The following is a 23,701-nucleotide window of genomic DNA, read 5'->3' as shown; positions in this document are numbered from 1 at the left end:
TCTGCCGTCCCGCCTCCTGGGCCCCACTTGTTGCCGATCCATGATGTGCTGGGGGCGTTGCAGGACGCCCTGAGCGCGGGTCCGCGCGCTGTGCTGGTGGCCCCGCCTGGCGCCGGCAAGACGACCATCACGCCGCTCGCCCTGATGGATGCGCCCTGGCTCGGGGCCGGGCGGATCATCATGCTTGAGCCCCGCCGGTTGGCCGCCCGCGCCGCGGCCGAGCGCATGGCGACGACGCTCGGCGAGGCTGTCGGGGAGACGGTCGGCTTTCGGGTGCGGATGCAGTCCAAGGTTTCGGCCCGCACGCGGATCGAGGTGGTCACCGAGGGGGTCTTCACCCGGATGATCCTGGGCGATCCGGGTCTGTCGGGGGTCGGCTGCGTGATCTTCGACGAGTTCCATGAGCGCAGCCTTGACGCCGATCTCGGGCTGGCGCTGGCCCTCAACGCCCAGAGTCTGCTGCGGGACGACCTGCGCCTGCTGGTCATGTCGGCGACCCTGGACGGGGCCGCCGTCGCGCGGCTCATGGACGGCGCGCCCGTGATCGAAAGCGAGGGACGCGCCCATCCAGTGGAGACCCGCTACCTCGGCCGCAACGAGACCCTGCGGATCGAGGACGCGATGGTCCGGGCCATCGAGCGCGCCCTGGCCGAGGAGGCTGGCGGGGTGCTGGTCTTTCTGCCCGGCCAGGGGGAGATTCTGCGCGTGGCCGAGCGGCTGGCTGAGCGCCTGCGCCGCGACGACGTACTGATCGCGCCGCTCTATGGCGCCCTGGACCCCAAGGCACAGGACCGAGCCGTGGCCGCCCTGCCACCTGGCCTGCGCAAGGTGGTGCTCGCCACATCCATCGCCGAGACCAGCCTGACCCTGGAAGATGTCCGGGTGGTGATCGACTCAGGCCTGGCTCGTGTGCCCCGCTTCGACCCCTCAAGCGGCTTGACCCGCCTGGCCACGGTCCGGGTCAGCCGAGCCGCGGCCGACCAGCGGAGAGGCCGTGCGGGACGTACCGCGCCCGGGGTCTGCTACCGGCTGTGGGATGAGGCCGAGACCCGGGCGCTGCCGGCCTATGCGGATCCTGAAATTCTCGACGCCGACCTTTCCGGCCTGGCCCTGGATATGGCGCGATGGGGGGCGAAATCCGCTGATGATCTCGCCTTCCTCGACCCGCCGCCCAAGGCCGCCCTGGCCGAGGCCCAGGCGCTGCTGCGCCGACTTGAAGCCGTCGATCGGGCGGGGGTGCTGACCCCCCATGGGGAGGCGCTCGCCGACATGCCATTGCCGCCGCGCTTGGCGCACATGGTGCTGCGGGCCGCTGACCATGGTCAGGCCGAGCGTGCGACGCGGATCGCGGCCCTGGTCACCGAACGGGGGATCGGCGGGCGCGACGCCCACCTGACCCATCGGCTGGAGGCCTTTGACCGGGATCGCTCGCCCCGTGCCCGGGACGCGCGCGCGCTGGCCACGCGATGGGCCCGCGGGGTGAGGAGCGGCAAGGCTGAGCCCCTCAGTGATGGTCAGATGCTCGCGCTCGCCTATCCCGAAAGGGTCGCCAAGGCCCGCGGGCCGCAGGGAGAGTTTCAGCTGGCCACCGGGCGGGGCGCCTTTATCGAGCCTGGGGACGTCCTGGCCCGCGAGCCCTGGCTGGCGGTGGCTGAACTGGGGGGCGGTGATCGCCGGGACAGGATCCTGCTGGCCGCGCCCCTGACCGAGCCGGAGATCCTGGCGGCGTTCGCGTCCATTCTGGAGACCGAGGACCGTATCGAGGAAAGCCCGGGCGGACGTATTCGCGCGCGGCGTCTGACGCGGCTGGGCCGATTGGTGCTGCATGAAAGCCTCGATGACAATCCGCCGCCGGGCGTGGTGGCCGCCGCCCTGGCCGCGCGCCTGAGACGGGAGGGCGTCAGCGGCCTTCGCTGGGGTCCCGGGGCGCTGGCCCTGCGACGACGGATCGCTTTTCTGAGGGCGCTGGATCCTGTGACCTGGCCGGACCTGTCGGACGATGCGCTGCTCGCCGCCCTGGACGACTGGCTGACGCCGCTGTTGCAGGGATTACGTGGGCCGGGCGACCTGACGGCGGACCTGCTGGACGGCGCCCTACGCAGCTTCGTGCCATGGGATCTGCAGCGCAGGCTGGAGTCCGAACTTCCCACCCACTGGACGGCGCCCACCGGCACGCGCGCCCCGATCGACTATGAGGCCGAGGGTGGACCGCGGGTCGATATCCGGGTGCAGGAGGTGTTTGGACTGGACGCCCATCCCATGGTCGCCGGCCGGCCCTTGACGCTGGCCCTGTTGTCGCCGGCGCGTCGGCCGATCCAGCTGACCCAGGACCTGCCGGGCTTCTGGCGCGGCTCCTGGCGGGACGTGCGCGCCGACATGCGCGGGCGCTATCCCAGACATCCCTGGCCCGAGGACCCGTCGGTCGCCGACCCGACCACACGGGTTAAACCGCGAAGCTAGGGCAGGCGACCCGCTCGCGTCACCACGCGCCTCAACTGGCGGCGTAGATCATCACGCCGGTGGCCACCGACAGGTTCAGGCTGTCGGCCCGGCCGCGCATGGGGATCTTGACGTTGACATCGCAGAGGCCGGCCATTTCCGGCGGCAGACCCTGCTGCTCATTGCCCATCAGGATCAGGGCCGGGTGGACATAGTCGGCGCTGCGATGATCGACCTCGGCGCTCAGCAGAGTGCCGACCACCGAGCCTGGCCAGTCTCTGCGCCAGGCGGTGAATTCGGCTTCTGTCGCCCGGGCGATGGGGACCGCGAAGATCGAGCCCATGGTGGCGCGCACCGCCTCCACCGAATAGGGATCGCAGCACTCCCCCACCAACACGACGGCGCCGCAGCCAGCGGCGTCGGCGGTTCGGATGATGGTCCCCAGATTGCCCGGATCACGCACCCGGTGCAGGGCGACCCAGGCCTTGGCCATCCGGGGCTGGAGGGCGGTGAGGGGGGTGAAGACCTGAGGAAAGACGCCGACCACCGCCTGCGGATTGTCCCGCCGGGAGACCTTGGCGAGGATGTCGCCCGTGACCTCGATCACCTCGCCGCCGGCGTCCTGCGTCGCCTCTGCGGCGGCGCGCAACAGGGGGTGGTCGGCGGCGTCGCGGCCATAGAGGAGGATCTCCGGCGCATGGCCGGTCTCCACGCCCTCGGTGACGTTCTTAAGCCCCTCGGCGACGAAGAGGCCGGTCTCGTCGCGGGTCTTGCGCAGGTGCAGGGCGCGGACGGCCTTGACCGTGGGATTGGTCAGGGAGGTGACGATCCGCCCGCTCACGAGGCCCACCGGGCATAGAAGGACAGGCCGATCTCCCGCTCGCCGGACTGTTCGGACAGGGCTAGCTCACCCCACTCGATGGTCCCGCCGCGGTCAGCCAGACGGTCGGACAGCAGGCCAGCCAGGGCGGCTCCGGAGATGCGCGCGGCGTAAGCGTTAAGAATGAGGAATGAAGCATTTTCCGAAAGAAGTTCAGCGCATAGGGCGGAAAGCTCAGGCAAGTCCTCAAACAGCCGCCACACCTCGCCGGTCGGGCCCCGCCCGTATTTGGGGGGATCGAGGATGATCCCTTCATAGCGCGATCCACGGCGGACCTCGCGCTGAACATAGCGGCGGGCGTCTTCGCAGATCCAACGAATTGGACGGTCGGCAAGGTCTGAAAGCTCGGCGTTCTCCCGAGCCATGGCGATGGCCTTCTTTGAGGCGTCCACATGGGTGACCGCCGCGCCCGCCGAGGCGCAGACCAGGCTGGCGACCCCGGTATATCCGAACAGGTTCAGCACCCGGGGCGGTTCGGCCGAGGCCTGGGCGTGGTCGCGGATGCGGGTCTCCAGCCACGCCCAGTTGGCCGCCTGTTCGGGAAAGAAGGCGAGATGGCGGAAGGCGGTGAAGCGCGCGTTGAAGCGGGCCTGGCGCCAGGACATGGCCCAGGCCTCAAGCGGCGGCCCCTGGAATCGCCAGCGGCCGGCGTCTTCCTCATCGCTGGGATCGAAGATGGCGTCGGCGGCGGCCCAGGTCGCGGCGTCCAGGCGCGGCGCCCACAGGCACTGGGGCTCGGGGCGCACGACGGTGTAGGGGCCGTAGCGCTCCAGCTTCCTGCCATCGCCGGAGTCCAGCAGGGCGTAGTCGGCCCAGCCGGTGGTGCGCATGACGCCTGGGGCTGGGGCGACGAGGGGGCGTCTGGAGGTCATGAGACTTCGATTACGAAAAACCCGCCCCGCGCGCCAGGGGATGAAACTCTATAGGGGGCGGTATGGCGGGCTGCGGCTGAAAAGACTGGCCAATCAGGCGCGGGGTTGTCACAGGGGTGAAATTGGTTTCCGCTGACCTGCTGTGTTCGAGGGGGATTTGAGTTGGTGAGCGTCAGCACCACACCGCGCCGGTCGGCCCGCAAGGCCAAGGGTGACGGCCACCTGCGCCGCGCCGAAATCCTGGAGGCCGCCGAGCGCATCTTCGTGGCCGAAGGCTATGACGGTGCGACCATCCGGCGGATCGCCGAGGAGGTCGGGGTCTCGTCCACCGCCCTCTACATGCACTTTCCGGACAAGGCCTGCATCCTGCTGGAGATCTGCCAGGGGGTGATGCAGGAACTGCTCGACCGCAACAGCCAAATCGCCGAGCGGCCGCTGGACGCGGTCAATCGCACGCGGATGATGCTGGACGCCTACATGCGCTGGGGGTTCGAGCATCCCAACGCCTATCAACTTGTCTTCTCCGGAACCCATCCCTTCCCGCAGGGCGCCGATGGCACGGACGCCACCGCGGAGCTGGCGACGGCCTGCTACGACAAGTTCAGCGGCGTGGTCCGCGAGATCGCCGCTGAGGGCCGCCTGCGGCTCGGTGACGGGGACAGCGCCGCCCAAGCGCTCTGGGCGGCCTGCCACGGGGTTGTCGCCCTGCGGCTTTCGCGCCCGAACTTTCCCTGGCAGCCCGAGGATGAGCTGATCCAGGTGACCATCGAAGGCCTGCTCAACGGCCTGACCGTCGACTGAGCCCGCCTATCGCGCCGATGCGGCCGCTGTCGGGCGGGCATAGGCGTAGCCGCCCTGGGCGAGATCCTGAGAGAGGGTGATCTTGGCCGTGCCGTTGTTCAGGCGCGCGCGGTAGACTTGCGTCCCCTCCATCACCCGCATCACGTAGTTGCGCGTCTCTGAGAACGGGATGCACTCCACGAAATCGATGGGATCGGTGCCAGCGCCCCGGGGATCCCCACAGAAGCTGACCCATTGGTTCGGTCGTCCGGGACCGGCGTTGTAGGCGGCGATGGCCAGGGGATAGGAGCCGCTGAACTGGCTCAGCATCTGCGAGATATAGGTCTGGCCCAGGCGCATATTGTAGTCGGGATCATTCAGCATGCCGACCGAGTAGGACAGGCCAAGCTGACGGGCGACGATCTGGGCGGTGGCCGGCATCACCTGCATCATGCCCAGGGCGCCAGCCGGCGAGCGGATCAGGGGGTCGAAACCACTCTCCTGTCGGGTGATGGACAGGGTGAGGGCCAGTTCAGGGGCGTTGGACACCTGCGGCGGGGTCCGGTGCGGATAGCCGCGCAAGGGCAGGACATGGCCCAGGGTGGCTGCGCCACGAACCACCAGCATTGAGCCTGTCTGGTCGCCATAGCCCCTGGCCATGTCGACGATCAGGGCCTGCTCGGCGCCATTGGGCACGGTGTCCTTCAGGTGCAGGGCGAAGGTGCGGAACAGGCTGGCCTCGCCGATTTCGTTCAGCCGTCGGGCGGCCCGGACCACGTCACGGCCTTCAAACCTGGCCCGATCAAACTCCGTGATCTCTGGCTCGGGCGGCAGGGTCATGGTCCCGTCGCCGACCTTCTCCCCGGCCAGCTGGCCGTAGAAGGTGGTGTTGTGCTCGCTGGCGGCGGCATAGAAGCGCTGAGCGCCTGGGGCGTCGCCCATGGCCTCGTGCGCCCGACCCCGCCAATAGAGGGCCCGGCCGCGCGTGATGGGCGAAGACCCGATCTCGGCGATGGCCGCGAAGTGGCGGTCGGCGAGCTGGGGATTGTTCAACCGCCGCAGGGCGATCCATCCCGCATAGAACTCGGCTTCGGCAGCCGAGGCGCCGACGGTGAGCCCGGTGTTGGCCGAGGCGCGATAGGCGTTGCGGAAGTCACCGGCCCGCAGCGCCGAAAGGGTCATGGGATAGCGTTCGCGCCAGACACGGCTGGCCGCCGCGGTCACCTGCGCCTGATCCGGCGGCAGGGGCGCCAGCAACTCATAGGCCCGGGCCTCCTGGCCTCGAGCGCGATGATAGGCCGCTCGCTCAAATACGATCCCGGGATGGGCGGCCTGGCTAGGGGTCAGCCGGGCAAGCTGCGCTTCGGCGCCGGCCGATCCGTTGCGCAGGGCGATGCGGGTCTCGGCGACGGCCCGTTCATCCTGGGGGAGCAGGCCGATCATGGCCTGGGCGGCGGGGCCCTGTTGCCCGTAGAGCAACCGGTCGGCGCGACGCACGTGATCCTCAGGCCGCAGATAGCCGCCGAACTGGGCGAGCATGGATGTCTGGACGTCGGCTTCGAACACCTCGTCGCGCCAGAAACGCCGGATCAGGGCGGTGGCCTCGGCCTGTTGGCCGGTGGCGTTCAGGGCGCTGGCCAGGGCCATGGCCCCGCGGGCGCTCGCGGGCGCCTCGCCGCCGAACCAGGCGATGGTCTGCTGGGGGGACATGCCTGACGTCGCCAGGAGTTTCTCGGCGGTCTCCTGGCGCCCGGCGCCCCGGGGCCAGCTCGCCAGGTCGCGTCTGGCCTGATCGGCCTGGAAAAACCCCACCGATTCGCCGGCGACATCCATCAGCGCCCAGGTGGCGATGTTCTTGGCGACCGGGTCGGACATGGCCTCGACCAGGCTGCGGGTGGCGGCCACGTCCCGTCGCCGCGCTGCGGCGAGCGCCTGGCGTAGCAGTTGATTCTCGCTGGCCGACAGCGGGGCCAGCGGCGTGCGCTGCACAGGCTGCAGTTCAATAGGCCGGGGAAACGGGTCTGTCCCCGTGGCGCGAGGGGTCTGCGCATGGGGAACGCCCACCACCAGGAACAGGGCGGCGGCGGTCAGAAGGGTCTTCGGCGCAAGGACGTGCAAACAGAAACTCCAGGCTCTCGCCCCCCTCACGGGAGATGCGGGGCGATACGGGCGGTTGCGGCCAGGGCCACGCCGGACATATTGTCCGCGCAACATCATAGGCCGCAACAACATGCGGCGCTTTCACGGCTTTTTGCAGACAATGTCCGAACCTTTATTCAGGGGCGTGATGCCGGCCCTGGTGACCCCCTTCCGTGATGGCGCGGTGGACGAGGACACCTATGTCGCCCTCATCGAGCGCCAGATCGCCGGCGGCGTTCACGGCCTCGTGCCCGTCGGCACCACGGGCGAGACCTCGACCCTGTCCCATGACGAACACCGCCGGGTGGTCGATCTGTGCATCAAGACGGCCGCGGGCCGGGTGCCGGTGATCGCCGGCGCGGGGTCCAACTCGACTCGCGAAGCCATCGAGCTGGTCAAGCACGCCAAGGCGGTCGGCGCCGACGCGGCCATGGTGGTGACGCCCTATTACAACCGTCCCAGCCAGGAGGGCATGTACGCCCACTATGCGGCGATCAACGAGGCGGTCCAGCTGCCAGTGATCATCTACAATGTCCCCTCGCGCACCAGTGTGGACATCTCCAACGAGACCCTGGGCCGGCTTTCCAAGCTGCCGAACATCGTCGGCGTCAAGGACGCCACCGGCGACATGACCCGGCCGACCATGCAGCGCCTGCTGTGCGGCGCCGACTGGGTGATGCTGTCGGGGGATGATCCCAGCGCGCTGGGCTATATGGCCCATGGGGGCCACGGCTCGATCTCGGTCAGCGTCAATGTGGCGCCGGACCTCTGCGCCACCTTCTACAACGCCGCGCTCAGCGGTGACTGGAAGACCGCGCTCTACTGGCAGGACCGGCTCTACCGGCTGCACCGGGCCCTGTTCACCGACGCCTCGCCGGGCCCGACCAAGTTCGCCATGGCCCATCTGGGCCTGTGTTCGGAAGAGGCGCGCCTGCCGATCACGCCAGCCTCGGAGGCCTCTCGCCAGGAGGTCCTGGCGGCCATGCGCGACGCCGGACTGATCTGAGGGCGTCATGGTTGGAAAACCCATCGCCGAGAACCGGCGCGCAAGGTTCGACTACTTCCTCGACGACTCCATGGAGGCCGGCCTGGCGCTCACCGGCAGCGAGGTGAAGTCCCTGCGGGCGGGCAAGGCCAATATCGCGGAGTCCTATGCGGCGGTGGAGGGGCGCAACATCGTGCTGATCAACGCCGACATCCCGCCCTACGCCAAGGCCAGCCACTTCAACCATGAGCCGCGCCGGCCGCGGAAACTGCTGCTGCATCGCAAGCAGATCGACCGGCTGATCGGCGCGGTCCAGCGGGAAGGGCGCACCATCGTGCCCACCAAGCTCTATTGGAACGACAAGGGGCTGGCCAAGCTAGAGATCGCGCTGGCCAAGGGTAAGAAGCTGCACGACAAGCGCGAAACCTCCGCCGAACGGGATTGGGCCCGCGACAAGGCCCGGCTGCTCCGCGACAAGGGGTGAGCCTGACCGCGCCCATACCGGCCGAGATCGAGGCCATCGAGCGGGCGACCATCGCCACGGTGGCCCATGACGCCCATGAGGTGATTGGCCCCTGGATTCTGGGCCTTCGCCCCGGCGCCATCGGCCGGGCCCATGCCGCAGCGCCGCTGGCCCACACCCTGGTCCGCGATGACGGGCTGATCGCCCGGATCGAAGCCGCCTATCGCGCCCGGTCCATGTCGCCCGTGTTCCGCCTTCCCGAAGTCGACGGCCTGACCGGGGTGGCGCAGGCCCTGGCCGAGCGCGGCTATGTCCCGCATCAGCCGACCCTGGTGATGGGCGCCGAGCTGGCCAGGGTCGGTGAGGTCGCTGATCCGAGCGAGGTCGTGCTTCTGGAGACCCCCAATGAGGCCTGGGCTGCGGTGTTTCTGGGCCAGGGTTTCGATCCCGAGGACGGCGCCCAGCGGGTGGCGGTGCTGTCGCAGTCGCCCGGCGCCGTATTCGCCGCCGTGCGCGATGGGCAGGGGACCCATGCGGTGGGCGTGCTGAGCGTACATGAAGGCTGGGCCAGTCTGCACGGCATGCGCACCCGCCGCGATCGCCGGGGGCAGGGGCTGGCGGGTCGGGTGGTGGCGCGGCTGGCTCAGGCGGGCCTGGAACGTGGTGCGACGCAGGCGTTCCTGCAGGTCGAGGCGGACAATGCCCCGGCCTTGGCCCTCTATGGCCGGGCCGGCTTCACGCCGCTTTGGCGCTACCACTACTGGCGGCTCTAGGCGTCCAGCAGGGCTCGGGCGCGGACGAAGATGTCCTCAAACATCTGCGGCGTCAGGCGGCCGGTGTTCGTGTTCAGCCGCGAGCAGTGGTAGGAATTGATCACCGTATAGGGGCCGGCCTGGAACTCAGACCCATGGCCGCCGACGCCGGCCGAGGCCTTCAGGCCCAGGGCCCGCAGGACGTTGCGCCGGGACACATCGCCCAGGGTGACGATCACCTTCAGGTTTGGCAGGCCGTCCAGGCGCGCCGTCAGGAATGGCCGGCAGGTGGCTTCCTCCAGCGTCTCGGGCTTGTTGCCCGGCGGGGCGCAGCGCACGGCGTTGGTGATCAGGCAGTCGACCAGCTCTAGGCCATCATCGGGGCTGGCCTCATAGGTCCCCCGCGCAAAGCCCTGTTTCAGCAGGGTCTCAAACAGCAGCACGCCAGCAAAATCGCCGGTGAAGGGCCGCCCCGTGCGATTGGCGCCCATGCGTCCGGGCGCCAGGCCCACCACCGCCAGCCGGGCTGCGGGATCGCCAAAGGACGGCGCCGGGCCGTTCCACCAATCGGGGTGGGCGTCGCGGTTGACTTGGCGATAGGCGACCAGCCTGGGACAAAGTGGGCAGTCCCGGGGCGGCTCGGCGGCGTCGCTCACGGCCGGCTCAGGCCTCGGCATCCGCCTCGGTCTCGCTCTGGCTGGTCATCCGGCTTTCCTGGATGAAGCGCGGCAGGCGCGAGGGCCGGCCGATAATCTCCGACAGGTCGGCCAGATCGATGAAGGCGTCGGCCTGGCGGCGCAGATCATCGGACGCCATCGGCGGCTGCGACTTGACGGTGGAGACCACGGTGACCCGCGCGCCCTTGCGCTGAACCGCCTCCACCAGACAGCGGAAGTCCCCGTCGCCGGAGAACAGCAGTAGATGATCGGCGTGCTCGGCCATCTCCATCATGTCGACGGCGATCTCGACATCCATGTCGCCGCGCCAGCGCTTGCGGCCTTGCGCGTCGGTGTATTCCCGGGCCGGCTTGGTCACCAGGCGGAAGCCATTGTAGTCCAGCCAGTCCACCAGCGGGCGGATGGGGGAGTACTCCTGGTCCTCCACCAGGGCGGTGTAGTAGTAGGCCCGCACCAGCACGCCGCGCTTGCGGAACTCTTCCAGCAGCTTGCGGTAGTCGATGTCGAAGCCGAGTCCCTTGGCCGCCGAGTACAGGTTCGCGCCGTCGATAAAGAGGGCGAGCCGATCGGTGGGGTAGAAGGTCATAAGCGTGGAATTCCTTGAAAGCGGCGCGGGGTCGGGCTGGGACGGAGCGGTGGTGATCGCCCTGGGCAGTAATCTCGCCGGAGATTTCTCGTCCTCGGAAGCCCTTCTGGAAGCCGCCCTGGCGCGTCTGGATCAGGCGGGATTGCCTGTTCTTCATCGGTCCCGCTGGTGGCGCTCGGCCGCCTGGCCGGACCCCTCAGCCCCGGAGTATCGCAACGGCGTCGCCATTGTCGAGACGCCGAATGAACCGAGTTCGGTTCTGCGTACCCTGTTTTCAATCGAGGCGGAATTCAACCGGGAAAGGGCAGGGCGCAACGCCCCGCGCACCCTGGACCTCGATCTGATCGCCCACGGGCGGACGGTGATCGAGGCTGCAGACCTGATCCTGCCCCATCCCCGGGCCCACACCCGCCTGTTCGTCATGGGCCCGCTCGCCGAGATCGCCCCGGACTGGCGCCATCCGGTGTCTGGGCTGACGGCGCGGGAGTTGGCGGCGGGGGCCAGCGTGGGGTGCGACGCGCGGGCGGGGTGAGGGGACTGGACGGTGAACGCGGCTGACTAATCTTGTCGCGCTCCGGCAGAGCAAAACGCTCGAACATCAGTGGCAAAGCGGAGATCTCCCGTCTCCAGCGCGGTGCCTACAGCAGCTTCGCAGTCGCCTGCCCGTAGGAAGTTCATCGTAGCTTCCCGGGCTCCAATGACGCGCTGTTGCGCTGCTCGAGCCTCACGCGCCTCTCTGTGCGAACCGAATGTGCAACCGGCGATTAGCCAGTCGTTGCCTGCGCAAGCCATATTGGGGGCAGACGAGCTATCGCGAGTTGCGCAGGTGAACTCTCCCGCAGCGCCAACCGCGCAAGTTGTGGTGGCGCCTTCAGCGGCCAAAAGCATAGCGAACACCAAGACCAGCATTTTGTGTCCCCATTCCTACACCGAAGGCACAGATTGCTGGAAATTGGGGACACACACCACTCTGCTGATCCCGGCGTCCGGTGGCCCACCAGATGGATGCCTGCCTGCCGCTACACCTGGCGCCGCAGCTAATGCTAGAGGGTCCCCTGCGGCATTGCACAATCGGACCAAACCGCCTATTTTGGCCGGTTCTAGATCAGATTGAGGATTCCATGGCCCGCGTCACCGTCGAAGATTGCGTTCAGAAGGTTCCGAACCGGTTCAACCTGGTTCTTCTGGCCGCCCATCGCGCGCGCGCCATCTCGGCCGGCGCCCAGCTGCTGGTTGATCGCGACAACGACAAGAATCCGGTCGTCTCCCTGCGGGAGATCGCCGACGACGTGGTCGACGCCGAGGAACTGCGCGAAAACCTGATCTCCAGCCTGCAGCGTGTGGACGAGCACACCGAAGCTGAGGAAGAGGCCGAAACCCTGGCCCTGCTGGCCGACCCGACCCATGCCCAGATGAGCGAGCTGGAACTGATCCGGGCCCTGCAGAGCGACCGGGATGGCGGTCAGGAGGAGCGGTACTGAGCCCCGAAGGCGCAGACCCTCTTATCGTCCAGGCGGCCCAACCCGTCGCCGAGCCCAAGGACGCGCCCGCTCCGGCGCGTCCGCCCAGACTGCTTCGCCAATATGAGCTGATCGACAAGGTCCGGTCCTATGACCCGACCGCTGACGAGGCGCTGCTGAACCGCGCCTATGTCTACGCCATGCGCATGCACGGCTCGCAGAAGCGGGCCTCCGGCGATCCCTATTTCGCTCACCCCATCGAGGTGGCGGGCATCCTCACCGATTACCGCCTCGACACCGCGACCATCGTCACGGCCCTGCTGCATGACGTGATCGAGGACTGTCCGGTCAGCCGGGCCGATATCGACCAGCTGTTTGGCGAAGAGATCGGCGAGCTGGTGGAGGGCGTCACCAAGCTCTCCCAGCTCGAAGGCAATTCCGAACACACCCGGCAGGCGGAGAACCTGCGCAAATTCATCCTGGCCATCTCCAAGGACGTGCGCGTCCTGATGGTCAAGCTGGCCGACCGGCTGCACAATATGCGCACGCTGGAGTTCATCAAGAACCCGGCCAAGCGCGAGCGGATCGCCCGGGAGACCCTGGACATCTATGCGCCGCTCGCCCGCTCCATCGGCTGCCACCGCATCTGCACCGAGCTGGAGGAGTTGGCCTTCATCCACCTGAACCCGGTGGCCCGCGACGCCATCGGCCGGCGGCTTTCGGCTCTGCGCCAGGAGCAGGGTGGGGCGGTCTCGGTGGTCTCCGACGAGGTGCTGGGCAAGCTGGCCGGGGCCGGAGTGCCCGCCCGCGTGTTCGGCCGCGAGAAGCATCCCTTCTCCATCTGGCGCAAGCTGCAGCGCAAATCGATTGGCTTCTCCCAGCTGTCGGACATCTACGCCTTCCGGGTGATCGTCGATTCCGAAGAGGACTGCTACCGGGCGCTGGGCGTCATCCACCGGGCCTGGTCCAGCGTGCCCGAGCGGTTCAAGGACTACATCTCCACGCCCAAGCGGAACAATTACCGCTCCATCCACACCACGGTGGTCGGGCCCAAGGGCATGCGGATCGAGATGCAGATTCGCACCGAGGCCATGGACCGGGTGGCCGAGGACGGGGTCGCCGCCCACTGGCGCTACAAGAACGAGAGCTATGGCTTCGACGCCGAGGCCCAGGCGGCGGCGGGCGGGCGCGACCCGTTGGTCAATCTGCGCCACCTCGTCCAGCTGCTGGAGCATGGCGGCGACGTCGACGAGCTGGTGGAGCACGCCAAGCTCGAAATGTTCCTCGACCAGGTGTTCGTCTTCACGCCCAAGGGCCGGCTGGTCAGCCTGCCGCGAGGCGCCATGCCGCTGGACTTCGCCTATGCGGTCCACACCGATGTGGGCGACACCTGCATCGGGGTGAAGGTCAATGGCGAGCTGCGCCCCCTTCGCACCCTGTTGCAGAACGGCGACGTGGTGGAGGTGATCCGTGGGGCCAAGCCCGTGGTGCCGCCGGACTGGCGCTCGCTCACCGTCACCGGCCGGGCCCGCTCAGCCATCCGCCGCCACATCCGCCAGAGCGAGAAGGACGAGTTTACGAGACTCGGCCGCGCGACGGTCGAGCAGACCTTCGAGCGGGCCGGAAAGCGCCTGGCCGATGTCTCCCTGCGCCCGGCCCTGGACCGTTTCGCCACGGCGGCGGACGACGATCTCTTTGAGGCTGTCGGCCGTGGCCGGGTGACCCCGACCCAGGTGCTCGACGTGGTCTTCCCGGGCCTCAACGCCCAGGAGCGGGAAGCCGCCACCGCCCAGCGCCGGATCGAGGGCGGGGCCGGCGCCCGGCTCTATGTGCGCGGCAGCGGCCTGACCCAGGGCCTGATCCTGCACTTCGCGCCCTGCTGCAGCCCGGTCCCCGGGGACCGGATTGTCGGCATCCTGGACGCCGAGGGCGGCGGCCTGGCGGTGCATACGATCGACTGCGCGACGCTGGCCGAATACGAGGACCGCGAGGAGGTCTGGCGCGATCTGCAATGGACGCCGGAGGCCGAGCGCAACACCATTTCCCGCGCCAGTCTGGCCGCGACCATCAAGAATGCGCCGGGCATGCTGGGGCAGGTCTGTACGGTGATCGGCGAGGCCGGCGGCAATATCGTCAACCTGCGCATGCACCACCGCCAGCGGGACTTCTTCGACGTGGACTTCGACCTGGAGGTCAAGGACGCCAAGCACCTGACCCATATCGCCGCGGCCCTCCGGGCCAATCCCAGCGTCGAGACGGTGGATCGGGCCAAGGGGTAAAACGCCCGGCTCAAGCCTGCGCTCTGCTCAGGCTGGCTGTGGCGCCCGCCAGGTCCAGGGGGTCTTGGCGCCAGGGAAGGTCTGCGGCGTGCAGCGCAGATAGAGGCTGTCGGCCCAGGTGTGGCCCAGCAGGTAGGTCTTCTTGGCGCTGCCCACCACCACAAAGCCCAGCCGCTCCAGCAGCCGTCGTGAGCTGTCGTTCTTGGGGTCCACATCGGCGGTGGCTTCGGTCAGGCCGCGCTGCTGGAAGGCGCGCGCGATCACCGCCGACACCGCCTCATGGGCATAGCCCTGGCCCTGCGCCCCGGGATGCAGGATGTAGCCGATCTCCGGGTCGGCCCAGAAGCCCACCTTGCCCACCACCTCGCCGGCCTTGGTCTCGACGATGAAGTCGTCATTGCGGGTGGCCATCATGCCGTCAAGCCAGAGCCGGGTCTCGTCCAGCTTCTCATGGGGAAGGGTCGACCAGAACGCCATGGCGTGGGCCGAGGACAGGATCTCGTGCATCGCCTCAAGGTCACTGACCTTGGCGGGACGCAGCCTCAGGCGCTCGGTCGTGATAATCCCGGGCATGGGGGCGCTCGGCTCCTGCGAATCTCCACACCCATATTCGCGGGCGCAGGTGACATCTAGTTCGGCCTCAGATAATTCGCCCACAAGGAGGCGCCCAAATGACCACTGACGAAGTCCTTGAGGAATTCCGCGGCGCCGGCGCCCTCCGAGAGGGCCACTTCGTGCTCTCGTCCGGCCTCCATTCGGCGGTCTTTTTGCAGAAGAATCTGGTCTTCCAGTATCCTGACCGGACTGAGCGGCTGTGCAAGGCCCTGGCCGAGCTAATCCTGCGCGAGGTCGGGGAAGTTGATGTGTGCGTCTCGCCGGCGGTGGGGGGCATCATTCCCGGCTACGAGACCGCCCGCCAGCTGGGCGTGCCGTCGATGTATGTGGAGCGGGTCGACGGGAAACTGCAGTTCCGCCGGGCCTTCGCCCTGAAGCCAGGCGCCCGGGTGGCCATGGTCGAGGACATCGTCTCGACTGGCCTGTCCTCGCGCGAGTGTGTCGAGGCCATCCGTGAGGCTGGCGGTGAGGTGGTCTGCGCTGCGGCCCTGGTGGATCGCTCGGGCGGCCGCGCCGATCCTGGCGCGCCCTTCCTGGTGCTCGCCCGCCTGGACGTGCCGGCCTACCCCGCAGACCAGCTTCCGCCCGAGCTGGCCGCCATACCCATCGAGGATCCCGGCAGCCGCAGGCTGGGCGCATGAGCCGCCCCCTGCGCCTGGGCGTCAATATCGACCACGTGGCCACGATCCGGAACGCCCGGGGCGCGACCTATCCTGACCCGGTGCGGGCCGCCGAGATGGCCCTGATGGCCGGGGCGGACGGGATCACCGCCCACCTGCGCGAGGATCGCCGGCACATCTCTGACGCGGATATCGACGCCCTGGCGGTGATCCTCAAGCGCCGGGGTCGGCCGCTGAACTTCGAGATGGCCGTGACCGCCGAGATGGAGGCCATCGCCCTGCGTCACCTTCCCCACGCAGCTTGCCTGGTGCCCGAACGCCGGGAAGAGGTGACCACCGAAGGCGGGCTGGACCTGATCAAGGGGCGCAACAATGTCGCCCCGGTGGTGGGCCGGCTGGCGGCGGAGGGCATCCGCGTCTCCTGCTTCATCGACGCCGATCTCGCTCAGGTCGCCGCGGCCCAGGCCATGGGGGCCCAGGTGGTCGAGCTGCACACCGGCGCCTATTGCGACGCCGTCCGCGACGGAGATCCCCTTGCCGGCGCCCTTCTGGACAGGCTGGCGACCGCCGCGATCGAGGCCGAGCGCCTGGGGCTGGAGGTCCATGCCGGACATGGGATCGACTACCAGACCGTCAAGCCGATCGCCGCCATCCCCCAGGTGGTGGAGCTCAATATCGGGCACTTCCTGATCGGCGAGGCGATCTTCATCGGCCTGCCGAGCGCCATCGCCCAGATGCGGGCCCTGATGGATCAGGTGCGCGGGGAGAAGGCGGCGTGATCATCGGTCTGGGCTCCGACCTCGCTGACATCCGGCGTATCGAAAAGACCCTCGAGCGGTTCGGCGAGCGGTTCGTCCGACGCATCTTCACCGAGACCGAACAGCGCCGCTCCGAACGAAAGCCTGACAAGGCCGCCAGCTACGCCAAGCGGTTCGCCGCCAAGGAGGCCTGCTCCAAGGCCCTGGGGACCGGGTTTCGCCGCGGGGTCTTCTGGCGCGACATGGGGGTGGCCAACATGCCGTCCGGCGCGCCGACCATGGCGCTTTCCAACGGGGCGCTGAAGCGGCTGCAGGAGATCACGCCGGCCGGCCATCGGGCCGTGGTGCATGTGACGCTGACCGACGATCACCCCTACGCCCAGGCCTTCGTCATCATCGAGGCCGTGCCCGAATAGCCGCAGGCCCGCGGCGAATGGGCCATAAGGCCTGCTTCTGGGGGCGCCGGCTTGCTACCGGACCGCCCAGACGATAGCTAATCCCATTCCGCGCGCTCTTTGTCGCGCGCGCCCCAAGGATACCGCATGAGCGACAACGTGCAGATCGCGCCGGTTTCGGAGAAGCCCGACGCCATCCAGGAGATCGTCGAGATCGTGAAGACGGTCGTCTACGCCCTGCTGATCGCCCTGGTCCTGCGGGTGCTGTTCTTCCAGCCCTTCACCATTCCGTCGGCCTCGATGGAGCCGAACCTGCTGGAAGGCGACTACATCATCGTCTCCAAATATTCCTACGGCTATTCCCGCCACTCCATTCCCTTCAGCCCGCCGCTGTTCGAGGGGCGCCTGATGGCGCGTGATCCGTCCCGCGGGGACATCGTGGTGTTCAAGCTGCCCCGGGATGGCCGCACCGACTACATCAAGCGTCTGATCGGCATGCCCGGCGACCGGATCGAAATCCGCGGCGGCCAGATCATCCTCAACGGCCAGCCCGTCCCGCGGGAGGCCATGTCCCCAGGAATCATCGACACCGGCTACGGCTTCACCCGCGAGGTCATGCGCTACCGCGAGACCCTGCCGGATGGCCGGACCTATGTGACCTATGACCTGGGTCCTGATGGGGAGATGGACAACAAGGGGCCGTTCCTGGTGCCCGAGGGCCACTATTTCTTCATGGGCGACCATCGGGACAATTCCCTCGACAGTCGCGCGCCGGAGGAGATCGGCGTGGGCTATGTGCCGGCCGACCATCTGGTGGGCAAGGCGCAGGTGATCCTGCTGTCCTGGGAACGCGGCGCCTCCCTGTTCAAGCCCTGGACCTGGGTCACCGAAGCCCGGCCCGGTCGGTTCTTCAACATCCTTCAGTGATCCCTGCGCCCATGAACCGGCGCGCGGCGGCCGTCGCTGAGCTCGAGGCGAGGATCGGTCACCAGTTTGTAGACCGCGACCTGTTGGAACGGGCCCTGACCCACGCCAGCGTCGGCGAGGGTGCGACCAAGGTGCGCCACTATGAGCGCCTGGAGTTCCTGGGCGACCGGGTGCTGAACCTGATGGCGGCGGAGCGCCTGATGGAGCTGGACGCCGAGGCCCGTGAGGGCGAACTCAGCCGGCGGCTGGCCAATCTGGTCAACTACCAGGCCTGCGCCACGGTCGCCCGGGACATCGGCCTTGGCGAGGCATTGCGCCTGTCGGCCAGCGCCACCAAGATCGGGGCGCGGGACTCCGACACCGTCCTGGGGGACGCCTGTGAAGCGCTGATCGGGGCGCTCTATGTGGACGCCGGCTTCGAGGCCGCCCGCACCTTCTTTGTGCGGTTCTGGGCCGAGGCCTTCGCGGGCCTAGAGTCCCCCCGGGGCAAGGATCCCAAGACCCAGCTCCAGGAATGGGCGCAGGGCCAGGGCCTGCCTTTGCCGACCTATGGCGTGGTCGCCCGAGAGGGGCCCGACCACGCGCCCGCCTTCACCGTCGAGGTGCGGGTCCAGGGTTATGATCCCGAAGCCGCCCAGGGGCGTTCAAAACAGGAGGCCGAGAAGGCCGCCGCCCTGGCCATGCTGTTGAAACACGAAGGACCACAATGACCCGCGCCGGCTTCGTCGCCATCATCGGAGCGCCCAATGCGGGCAAGTCCACCCTCACCAACCGTCTGGTGGGGGCCAAGGTCTCCATCGTCACCCAGAAGGTCCAGACCACGCGCTTTCCCGTCCGCGGGGTGGCCATCGAGGGCGAGAGCCAGATCGTGCTGGTGGACACGCCCGGCATCTTTGCGCCGCGCCGTCGACTGGACCGCGCCATGATCCGCTCGGCCTGGGGCGGGGCGGAGGAGGCCGACGCGGTCGTCCATCTCATCGATGTTCAGGCCGAACTGGCCGTGGGCGTGGCCGAAGGCAGTCCAGCCGACCGCCGGGCGGTGATCGATGTTCAGACCATCATCGAGGGGCTGAAGGCGTCAGGCCGCAAGGTGATCCTGGCCCTGAACAAGATCGATGGGGTCAAGCGCGAGCGGATGCTGGCCCTGTCCCAGCGCCTGTTCGACACCGGGGTCTATTCCGAGGTGTTCATGATCTCGGCGGCCGACGGGTCAGGCGTCGATGATCTCAAGCGCCGGATGGCCGAACTGGTGCCCGAAGGGCCCTGGCTCTATCCGGCCGAGCAGACCGCCGACCTGCCGGCGCGCCTGCTGGCGGCGGAAATCACCCGCGAGAAGCTCTATCTGCGGGTCCACGAGGAACTGCCCTATGCGGCGGCGGTGGACACCACCGCGTTCGAAGAGCGCCGCGACGGCTCGGTGCGGATTGAGCAGACCATCTATGTCCAGCGTGACAGCCAGCGGCCCATCGTCCTGGGGAAAAACGGCCAGACCCTGAAATGGATCGGCCAGAAGTCCCGTGAAGAGCTGGCTGAGCTGTTTGATCGGCAGGTGCACCTCTTCCTGCATGTGAAGGTGGACGAGACCTGGGCCGACAAACGCGAGTTCTATGGCGACGTGGGCCTAGATTTCGACGTCTGATGGAGTTCGAGGACGACGCCTTCGTGCTCTCGGCCCGGGCGCACGGGGAGACCGGCGCCATTGTCGACCTGCTGACCTCCGAGCACGGCCGGTACGCCGCACACGTGGCCGGTGGGGCGTCGCGCCGCCTCAAACCCTTTCTGCAGCCAGGCGCCCAGGTGCGGGTTCGTTTCCGCGCCCGGGTGGCCGAGCAGCTGGGGGCAGTGACCCTTGAGCCCATGGGGGAGGGGCCCGGCGCCCTGTTCGACGATCCGCTGGCCCTGCACGGCCTCTCGGCCGCGGCCGCCGTCGCCGCCGGCGCCCTCCCAGAGCGCGAACCCCATCACGGCGCCTATCTGGCCCTGGAGTCGCTCATCTCGGCCCTGGCGATCCCGGACATCTGGCCGGCCGTTTTCGTTCGCTTCGAGGCCGGGCTGCTGCAGGACCTGGGCTTTGGCCTGGACCTGTCAAAGTGCGCCGCCACTGGATCGATGGACGACCTGATCTATGTCAGCCCCCGCACGGGCCGTGCGGTGAGCGCCCAGGCGGGCGAGGCCTATAAGGACAAACTTCTGCGCCTGCCGCCCTTCATGCTGTCAGCCCAGTGGGGACTCGACGCCGGCGATATCGGCGCTGGCCTGGCTCTGACCGGCCATTTCCTGGAGACCTTCATCTTCAATCCCCTCAACCGTCCCCTGCCGCCAGCCAGGGTCTGGATGATTGACCGGCTGTCGGACGCTGAGCGGCTGTGACGAGCCGGTCCCGGCGCGCTAGAATCGCGCCGACGGAGAATCAATGAGCAAGCATACCCCCCCGCCGTTCGACGGTGACGGCGACCGCATCATCGACGAGCCCCTGACCGAAGCGCTTTCACGGCGCTATCTGGCCTATGCGCTCTCGACCATCACCGGCCGCGCCCTGCCAGATGTGCGCGACGGGCTGAAGCCGGTTCACCGCCGGCTGCTGTTCGCCATGCGGCAACTGCGCCTCGACCCTAATTCCTCGGCCAAGAAGTCCGCCCGGGTGGTCGGCGACGTGATCGGTAAGTACCACCCGCACGGGGATTCTGCGGTCTATGAGGCCCTGGTCCGCCTGGCCCAGGACTTTTCCCAGCGCTACCCACTCATCAATGGCCAGGGGAACTTCGGCAATATCGACGGCGATAACGCCGCGGCCATGCGCTACACCGAGTGCAAGCTGACCGACGCCGCCCAGCTGCTGCTGGACGGGATCGACGAGGACGCCGTCGACTTCCGCTCCACCTATGATGGGGAAGACGAGGAGCCGGTGGTCCTGCCGGCGGGCTTCCCCAACCTGCTCGCCAATGGCTCCAGCGGCATCGCTGTGGGCATGGCCACCTCGATCCCGCCGCACAATGCTGGCGAGCTGATCGACGCCTGCCTGCTGATGCTGGACGCTCCAGACATCAGCACCGCCGATCTGATGGTGCATGTGAAGGGGCCTGACTTCCCCACCGGCGGCGTCATCGTCGAACCCCACGCCTCCATGGTGGAGACCTATGAGACCGGCCGGGGCGGCATCCGCACCCGGGCGACCTGGTCGCGGGAGGATACCGGGCGCGGGACCTACCAGATCGTCATCACCGAGATTCCCTATCAGGTGAAGAAGGCCGATCTGGTCGAGCAACTGGCCAATCTGATCGAGAACAAGCGCGCGCCGCTGCTGGGGGACGTGCGCGACGAGTCCGCCGAGGACGTACGGCTGATCCTGGAGCCCAAGAGCCGGAACATCGAGCCCGAGGTCCTGATGGAGAGCCTGTTCAAGCTCTCCGATCTTGAGACCCGGTTTCCGGTGAACCTGAATGTGCTGGACGCCCGGGGTACGCCGCGGGTCATGAGCCTCAAGGAGGCCCTGCGGGCCTTTCTCGATCACCGGCGCGAGGTGCTGGTGCGCCGCGCCCGGCACCGGCTGGCCAAGATCGAGGCCCGGCTGCACATCCTTGATGGCCTGCTGATCGCCTACCTCAACCTTGACGAGGTGATCCGCATTGTCCGTCACGAGAGCGAGCCCAAGGCTAAACTGATCGAGACCTTCAGCCTGTCCGAGCTGCAGGCCGACGCCATCTTGAACACCCGCCTGCGGCAGTTGGCCCGGCTGGAAGAGATGGAGATCCGCCGGGAGCATGGCGAGCTGTCGGAAGAACGCGACGGCCTGCTGAAGCTACTGGAGTCAGAGGCCCGGCAGTGGAAGCTGGTCGCGGTGGGCCTCAAGGAGGTCCGCAAGGTCCTGGGTCAGGAGACCAAGCTGGGGGCGCGCCGCTCGATCTTCGCCGATGCGCCCGACGTGGACGCCGAGGCGGCCCTGGAGGCGATGATTCCCCGGGAGCCGCTCACCGTCATCCTGTCGGAGCGGGGCTGGATCCGGGCGGCCAAGGGCAAGGTCGAGGATCCCTCCGAGCTGAAGTTCAAGGAAGGCGACAAGCTCGCCTTCATCGTCCCGGCCGAGACGACGGACAAGCTGCTGATCCTGGCGTCGGACGGTCGCTTCTTCACGCTGGGTTGCGACAAGCTGCCGTCAGCCCGTGGCCATGGGGAGCCCCTGCGCCTGATGATCGATCTGGAGGACCAGGTCGATATCATCGACGTATTCGCGCACAAGCCAGGCGTGCGCCGGGTCCTGGCCTCCAAGGCGGGCTACGGTTTCATCCTCAACGAGGATGATGCGGTTTCAGGCCGTCGGGCGGGCAAGCAGGTGCTGACCGTCGACAAGCGCGGCGCCGTTCCCACCCTACGGGTGATCGGCGACCACATCGGTGTCGTCGGGGATAATGGCAAGATCCTGATCTTCCCTGTGACTGAGCTGCCAGAGATGCCCCGGGGCAAGGGGGTCAAGCTGCAAGCCTACCGCGAAGGGGGCTTGCGCGACGCCACCGTCTTCCCCGCCGAGAGCGGCGCGATCTGGATCGATACGGCCGGGCGCACGCGGGTGTGGGTCGAGTGGCGGGACTGGCTGGGCCGCCGGGCCGGCGCGGGCAAGCTGGCGCCCAAGGGCTTCCCCGCCAGCAAGCGGTTCAGGCCCAAGTAGCCTGACTAACGACCAGCTTGGCCATTGTCGCGGGCATGATCTCGTCTAGGTTCGGCGCCGAACGCTTGGGGAGAGCCAACACATGCTTGGACGTCATCATCTGGCCATGGCGGCCGCCGCTGTGGCCCTTTCGGTCGCGCCTGCGCCCGTCTTCGCCCAGCGGGCGCCGGCCGCCCTGGCGCCGGCTTCCAGCCCGGAGTCCGTGGGCTTCTCGTCCGAGCGGCTGAGGCGGCTGGACGCCGCCATGGCCAAGGCCGTGGCCGACGGCCGGGTGGCGGGCATGACGACCCTGTTGGCGCGCCACGGCAAGGTGGTCGCCTTCAACACCTATGGCCAGGCCAACCTCGCCGAGGGCCGACCCCTGCAGAAGGATGCGATCTTCCGCATCTACTCCATGACCAAGCCGATCACCGGCGTGGCCATGATGATCCTCTTCGAGGAGGGGCGCTGGCGCCTGGATGACCCGGTCAGCCGCCACCTCCCTGAACTGAAGGACCTCAAGGTGATGACCGGGGTGGACGCCCAGGGCGCGCCGATCCTCGAGCCCGTGACCCGCGAACCCACCATGCGCGAGCTGATGAGCCATACGGCGGGCTTCGGCTACGGGCTGTCGGATGAGCATCCGGTGGATCGCCTGTTCCAGGAGTCCCGGGTCCTGGGTTCAGGCTCTCTCCAGGAAATGGTGGAGAAGACCGCCGCCATCCCCCTGAAATTCCAGCCTGGGACGGACTGGAGCTATTCCATCGCCGTCGATCTCCAGGGCCGCATCATTGAACGGCTCAGCGGCCAGACCCTCGGGCAGTTCATGTCCGAGCAGATCTTCACGCCCCTGAAGATGACCGACACCGGCTTCCATGTTCCGGAGGCGTCCACCGCGCGACTGGCCGCGGTCTATGTGGGCGATCCCAAAAGCGGGCGGCTGATCGAGGCTCTGGAGCTGGCCGGCGCGCCGGCCCAGGACTTCACCAAGCCCCCGGCCATCGAATCGGGCGGCGGGGGACTGGTCTCGACCGCCGCCGACTTTGCCCGCTTCGCCCAGATGATCGCCAATGGCGGCGAGTTGAACGGGGTCCGCATCCTCGCCCCGGCCACGGTCGAGTTGATGGGGACCGACATGATCCCCGCCCAGGCCCTGGTCTCGTCCAATGGCTCTGTGGGTCTGCGCTTCAACGAGGCGGTTGGTTTTGGTCTGGACTTCATGGTCGTCAAGGACCCCAGAAAGGCTGGCGGGCTTGAGGGCGAGGGCACGCTGAGCTGGGGCGGGGCGGCCGGCACCTGGTTCTGGGTCGATCCGACCAACGACGTGGTGTTCATCGGCATGATCCAGCGGTTCGGCGGAACCGGCGGTCCTGACCTGGGCGCGGCGACCCGGACCCTGGTCTATCAGGCCCTGACCGACCCGGCGAAGTAG

23 protein-coding genes are annotated in these 23,701 nt (G+C 68.1%); 17 read left to right on the top strand and 6 right to left on the bottom strand.

Translation table 11 applies throughout. From position 1 onward, the window contains the following. Window positions 1-27 precede the first annotated feature (27 nt). A complete protein-coding gene (gene hrpB / locus Q8K84_RS07310; RefSeq protein WP_305281956.1) occupies window positions 28-2,460 on the top strand; it encodes an ATP-dependent helicase HrpB in 2,433 nt (810 codons plus the stop codon). Between the two features lie 31 nt (window positions 2,461-2,491). On the opposite strand, the gene Q8K84_RS07305 is transcribed toward hrpB, so the two are convergent. Both Q8K84_RS07305 and Q8K84_RS07300 read right to left on the bottom strand, forming a co-directional pair. Continuing rightward, window positions 2,492-3,280 carry an RNA methyltransferase gene (locus Q8K84_RS07305; RefSeq protein ID WP_305281955.1) on the bottom strand — a complete coding sequence of 263 codons (789 nt, stop codon included), beginning with the start codon at window positions 3,278-3,280 and terminating at the stop codon, window positions 2,492-2,494. Next, complete coding sequence (locus Q8K84_RS07300; protein WP_305281954.1) at window positions 3,277-4,191, bottom strand: class I SAM-dependent methyltransferase; 915 nt, start codon at window positions 4,189-4,191, stop codon at window positions 3,277-3,279. The genes Q8K84_RS07305 and Q8K84_RS07300 overlap by 4 nt, the downstream gene beginning before the upstream one ends. 165 nt (window positions 4,192-4,356) lie before the next feature. On the opposite strand from Q8K84_RS07300, the gene Q8K84_RS07295 reads away from it, so the two are divergent. Beyond that, window positions 4,357-4,992: a TetR/AcrR family transcriptional regulator gene (locus Q8K84_RS07295; RefSeq protein WP_305281953.1), complete on the top strand. Its 636-nt coding sequence runs from the start codon at window positions 4,357-4,359 to the stop codon at window positions 4,990-4,992. 6 nt (window positions 4,993-4,998) lie between these two features. Here the strand turns inward: Q8K84_RS07295 and Q8K84_RS07290 are convergent, their stop codons facing one another. Then, window positions 4,999-7,089, bottom strand: coding sequence for a lytic transglycosylase domain-containing protein (locus Q8K84_RS07290; protein WP_305281952.1), 2,091 nt, complete (start codon window positions 7,087-7,089; stop codon window positions 4,999-5,001). Between the two features lie 142 nt (window positions 7,090-7,231). Here Q8K84_RS07290 and dapA point away from each other — a divergent pair, with 142 nt between their 5' ends. Genes dapA through Q8K84_RS07275 form a run of 3 tightly spaced genes read left to right on the top strand, consistent with a single transcriptional unit; the run spans window position 7,232 to window position 9,331 of the window. Further along, the gene (gene dapA / locus Q8K84_RS07285; protein ID WP_305281951.1) at window positions 7,232-8,116 is read left to right on the top strand and encodes a 4-hydroxy-tetrahydrodipicolinate synthase; all 885 of its coding nucleotides are present in this window, start codon (window positions 7,232-7,234) and stop codon (window positions 8,114-8,116) included. Between the two features lie 7 nt (window positions 8,117-8,123). Next, on the top strand, window positions 8,124-8,579 hold the full coding sequence (smpB, locus tag Q8K84_RS07280) for an SsrA-binding protein SmpB (protein WP_305281950.1): 456 nt from the start codon (window positions 8,124-8,126) through the stop codon (window positions 8,577-8,579). Next, complete coding sequence (locus Q8K84_RS07275; RefSeq protein WP_305281949.1) at window positions 8,576-9,331, top strand: GNAT family N-acetyltransferase; 756 nt, start codon at window positions 8,576-8,578, stop codon at window positions 9,329-9,331. The genes smpB and Q8K84_RS07275 overlap by 4 nt, the downstream gene beginning before the upstream one ends. Here the strand turns inward: Q8K84_RS07275 and Q8K84_RS07270 are convergent. After that, window positions 9,328-9,987: a uracil-DNA glycosylase gene (locus Q8K84_RS07270; RefSeq protein ID WP_305281948.1), complete on the bottom strand. Its 660-nt coding sequence runs from the start codon at window positions 9,985-9,987 to the stop codon at window positions 9,328-9,330. The genes Q8K84_RS07275 and Q8K84_RS07270 overlap by 4 nt on opposite strands. Then, window positions 9,974-10,573: an NYN domain-containing protein gene (locus Q8K84_RS07265; protein ID WP_305281947.1), complete on the bottom strand. Its 600-nt coding sequence runs from the start codon at window positions 10,571-10,573 to the stop codon at window positions 9,974-9,976. Before Q8K84_RS07265 ends, Q8K84_RS07270 begins: the two co-directional genes overlap by 14 nt. A gap of 4 nt (window positions 10,574-10,577) precedes the next feature. Here Q8K84_RS07265 and folK point away from each other — a divergent pair, with 4 nt between their 5' ends. The 3 genes from folK to Q8K84_RS07250 all read left to right on the top strand — a co-directional run bounded on the left by folK (window position 10,578) and on the right by Q8K84_RS07250 (window position 14,312). Next, entirely contained in the window at window positions 10,578-11,105 is a 528-nt protein-coding gene (gene folK / locus Q8K84_RS07260) for a 2-amino-4-hydroxy-6-hydroxymethyldihydropteridine diphosphokinase (RefSeq protein ID WP_305281946.1), read from the top strand. Between the two features lie 589 nt (window positions 11,106-11,694). Further along, on the top strand, window positions 11,695-12,054 hold the full coding sequence (gene rpoZ, locus Q8K84_RS07255) for a DNA-directed RNA polymerase subunit omega (protein ID WP_305281945.1): 360 nt from the start codon (window positions 11,695-11,697) through the stop codon (window positions 12,052-12,054). Window positions 12,055-12,077: 23 nt separating this feature from the next. Further along, window positions 12,078-14,312 (top strand): bifunctional (p)ppGpp synthetase/guanosine-3',5'-bis(diphosphate) 3'-pyrophosphohydrolase, encoded by a 2,235-nt coding sequence (locus Q8K84_RS07250; protein WP_305282066.1) that lies wholly within the window; start codon window positions 12,078-12,080, stop codon window positions 14,310-14,312. A 27-nt stretch (window positions 14,313-14,339) separates the two neighbouring features. Here Q8K84_RS07250 and Q8K84_RS07245 read toward each other — a convergent pair whose 3' ends face one another. Further along, window positions 14,340-14,885, bottom strand: coding sequence for a GNAT family N-acetyltransferase (locus Q8K84_RS07245; RefSeq protein WP_305281944.1), 546 nt, complete (start codon window positions 14,883-14,885; stop codon window positions 14,340-14,342). A 98-nt stretch (window positions 14,886-14,983) separates the two neighbouring features. On the opposite strand from Q8K84_RS07245, the gene pyrE reads away from it, so the two are divergent. The 9 genes from pyrE to Q8K84_RS07200 all read left to right on the top strand — a co-directional run bounded on the left by pyrE (window position 14,984) and on the right by Q8K84_RS07200 (window position 23,701). Next, on the top strand, window positions 14,984-15,568 hold the full coding sequence (gene pyrE / locus Q8K84_RS07240; protein ID WP_305281943.1) for an orotate phosphoribosyltransferase: 585 nt from the start codon (window positions 14,984-14,986) through the stop codon (window positions 15,566-15,568). Continuing rightward, window positions 15,565-16,326 carry a pyridoxine 5'-phosphate synthase gene (locus Q8K84_RS07235; RefSeq protein WP_305281942.1) on the top strand — a complete coding sequence of 254 codons (762 nt, stop codon included), beginning with the start codon at window positions 15,565-15,567 and terminating at the stop codon, window positions 16,324-16,326. The genes pyrE and Q8K84_RS07235 overlap by 4 nt, the downstream gene beginning before the upstream one ends. Next, the gene (gene acpS, locus Q8K84_RS07230; protein WP_305281941.1) at window positions 16,323-16,721 is read left to right on the top strand and encodes a holo-ACP synthase; all 399 of its coding nucleotides are present in this window, start codon (window positions 16,323-16,325) and stop codon (window positions 16,719-16,721) included. Before Q8K84_RS07235 ends, acpS begins: the two co-directional genes overlap by 4 nt. 126 nt (window positions 16,722-16,847) lie before the next feature. Then, window positions 16,848-17,627 carry a signal peptidase I gene (gene lepB, locus Q8K84_RS07225; protein ID WP_305281940.1) on the top strand — a complete coding sequence of 260 codons (780 nt, stop codon included), beginning with the start codon at window positions 16,848-16,850 and terminating at the stop codon, window positions 17,625-17,627. 11 nt (window positions 17,628-17,638) lie between these two features. Then, window positions 17,639-18,337, top strand: coding sequence for a ribonuclease III (gene rnc / locus Q8K84_RS07220; RefSeq protein WP_305281939.1), 699 nt, complete (start codon window positions 17,639-17,641; stop codon window positions 18,335-18,337). After that, on the top strand, window positions 18,334-19,266 hold the full coding sequence (gene era, locus Q8K84_RS07215; protein ID WP_305281938.1) for a GTPase Era: 933 nt from the start codon (window positions 18,334-18,336) through the stop codon (window positions 19,264-19,266). The genes rnc and era overlap by 4 nt, the downstream gene beginning before the upstream one ends. Further along, window positions 19,266-19,997, top strand: a complete 732-nt coding sequence (gene recO, locus Q8K84_RS07210; protein ID WP_305281937.1) for a DNA repair protein RecO — start codon at window positions 19,266-19,268, stop codon at window positions 19,995-19,997. The genes era and recO overlap by 1 nt, the downstream gene beginning before the upstream one ends. A gap of 43 nt (window positions 19,998-20,040) precedes the next feature. Beyond that, window positions 20,041-22,290 (top strand): DNA topoisomerase IV subunit A, encoded by a 2,250-nt coding sequence (parC, locus tag Q8K84_RS07205; protein ID WP_305281936.1) that lies wholly within the window; start codon window positions 20,041-20,043, stop codon window positions 22,288-22,290. A gap of 82 nt (window positions 22,291-22,372) precedes the next feature. Further along, window positions 22,373-23,701, top strand: a complete 1,329-nt coding sequence (locus Q8K84_RS07200; RefSeq protein WP_305281935.1) for a serine hydrolase — start codon at window positions 22,373-22,375, stop codon at window positions 23,699-23,701.

The organism is Phenylobacterium sp. (assembly GCF_030679875.1).
In the GTDB taxonomy this organism is placed as follows: Bacteria; Pseudomonadota; Alphaproteobacteria; order Caulobacterales; family Caulobacteraceae; genus Phenylobacterium.
This window is presented reverse-complemented; position numbering and strand designations above follow the sequence as displayed.

Bases quoted from the DNA above. Each gene is read 5' to 3' on its own strand.
- Q8K84_RS07300 (WP_305281954.1), bottom strand. From the start codon at position 4,191: ATGACCTCCAGACGCCCCCTCGTCGCCCCAGCCCCAGGCGTCATGCGC.
- recO (WP_305281937.1), top strand. From the start codon at position 19,266: ATGGAGTTCGAGGACGACGCCTTCGTGCTCTCGGCCCGGGCGCACGGG.
- parC (WP_305281936.1), top strand. From the start codon at position 20,041: ATGAGCAAGCATACCCCCCCGCCGTTCGACGGTGACGGCGACCGCATC.
- Q8K84_RS07245 (WP_305281944.1), bottom strand. From the start codon at position 14,885: ATGCCCGGGATTATCACGACCGAGCGCCTGAGGCTGCGTCCCGCCAAG.
- Q8K84_RS07265 (WP_305281947.1), bottom strand. From the start codon at position 10,573: ATGACCTTCTACCCCACCGATCGGCTCGCCCTCTTTATCGACGGCGCG.
- era (WP_305281938.1), top strand. From the start codon at position 18,334: ATGACCCGCGCCGGCTTCGTCGCCATCATCGGAGCGCCCAATGCGGGC.
- dapA (WP_305281951.1), top strand. From the start codon at position 7,232: ATGTCCGAACCTTTATTCAGGGGCGTGATGCCGGCCCTGGTGACCCCC.
- lepB (WP_305281940.1), top strand. From the start codon at position 16,848: ATGAGCGACAACGTGCAGATCGCGCCGGTTTCGGAGAAGCCCGACGCC.
- Q8K84_RS07270 (WP_305281948.1), bottom strand. From the start codon at position 9,987: ATGCCGAGGCCTGAGCCGGCCGTGAGCGACGCCGCCGAGCCGCCCCGG.
- rnc (WP_305281939.1), top strand. From the start codon at position 17,639: ATGAACCGGCGCGCGGCGGCCGTCGCTGAGCTCGAGGCGAGGATCGGT.
- Q8K84_RS07235 (WP_305281942.1), top strand. From the start codon at position 15,565: ATGAGCCGCCCCCTGCGCCTGGGCGTCAATATCGACCACGTGGCCACG.
- Q8K84_RS07200 (WP_305281935.1), top strand. From the start codon at position 22,373: ATGCTTGGACGTCATCATCTGGCCATGGCGGCCGCCGCTGTGGCCCTT.
- rpoZ (WP_305281945.1), top strand. From the start codon at position 11,695: ATGGCCCGCGTCACCGTCGAAGATTGCGTTCAGAAGGTTCCGAACCGG.
- pyrE (WP_305281943.1), top strand. From the start codon at position 14,984: ATGACCACTGACGAAGTCCTTGAGGAATTCCGCGGCGCCGGCGCCCTC.
- smpB (WP_305281950.1), top strand. From the start codon at position 8,124: ATGGTTGGAAAACCCATCGCCGAGAACCGGCGCGCAAGGTTCGACTAC.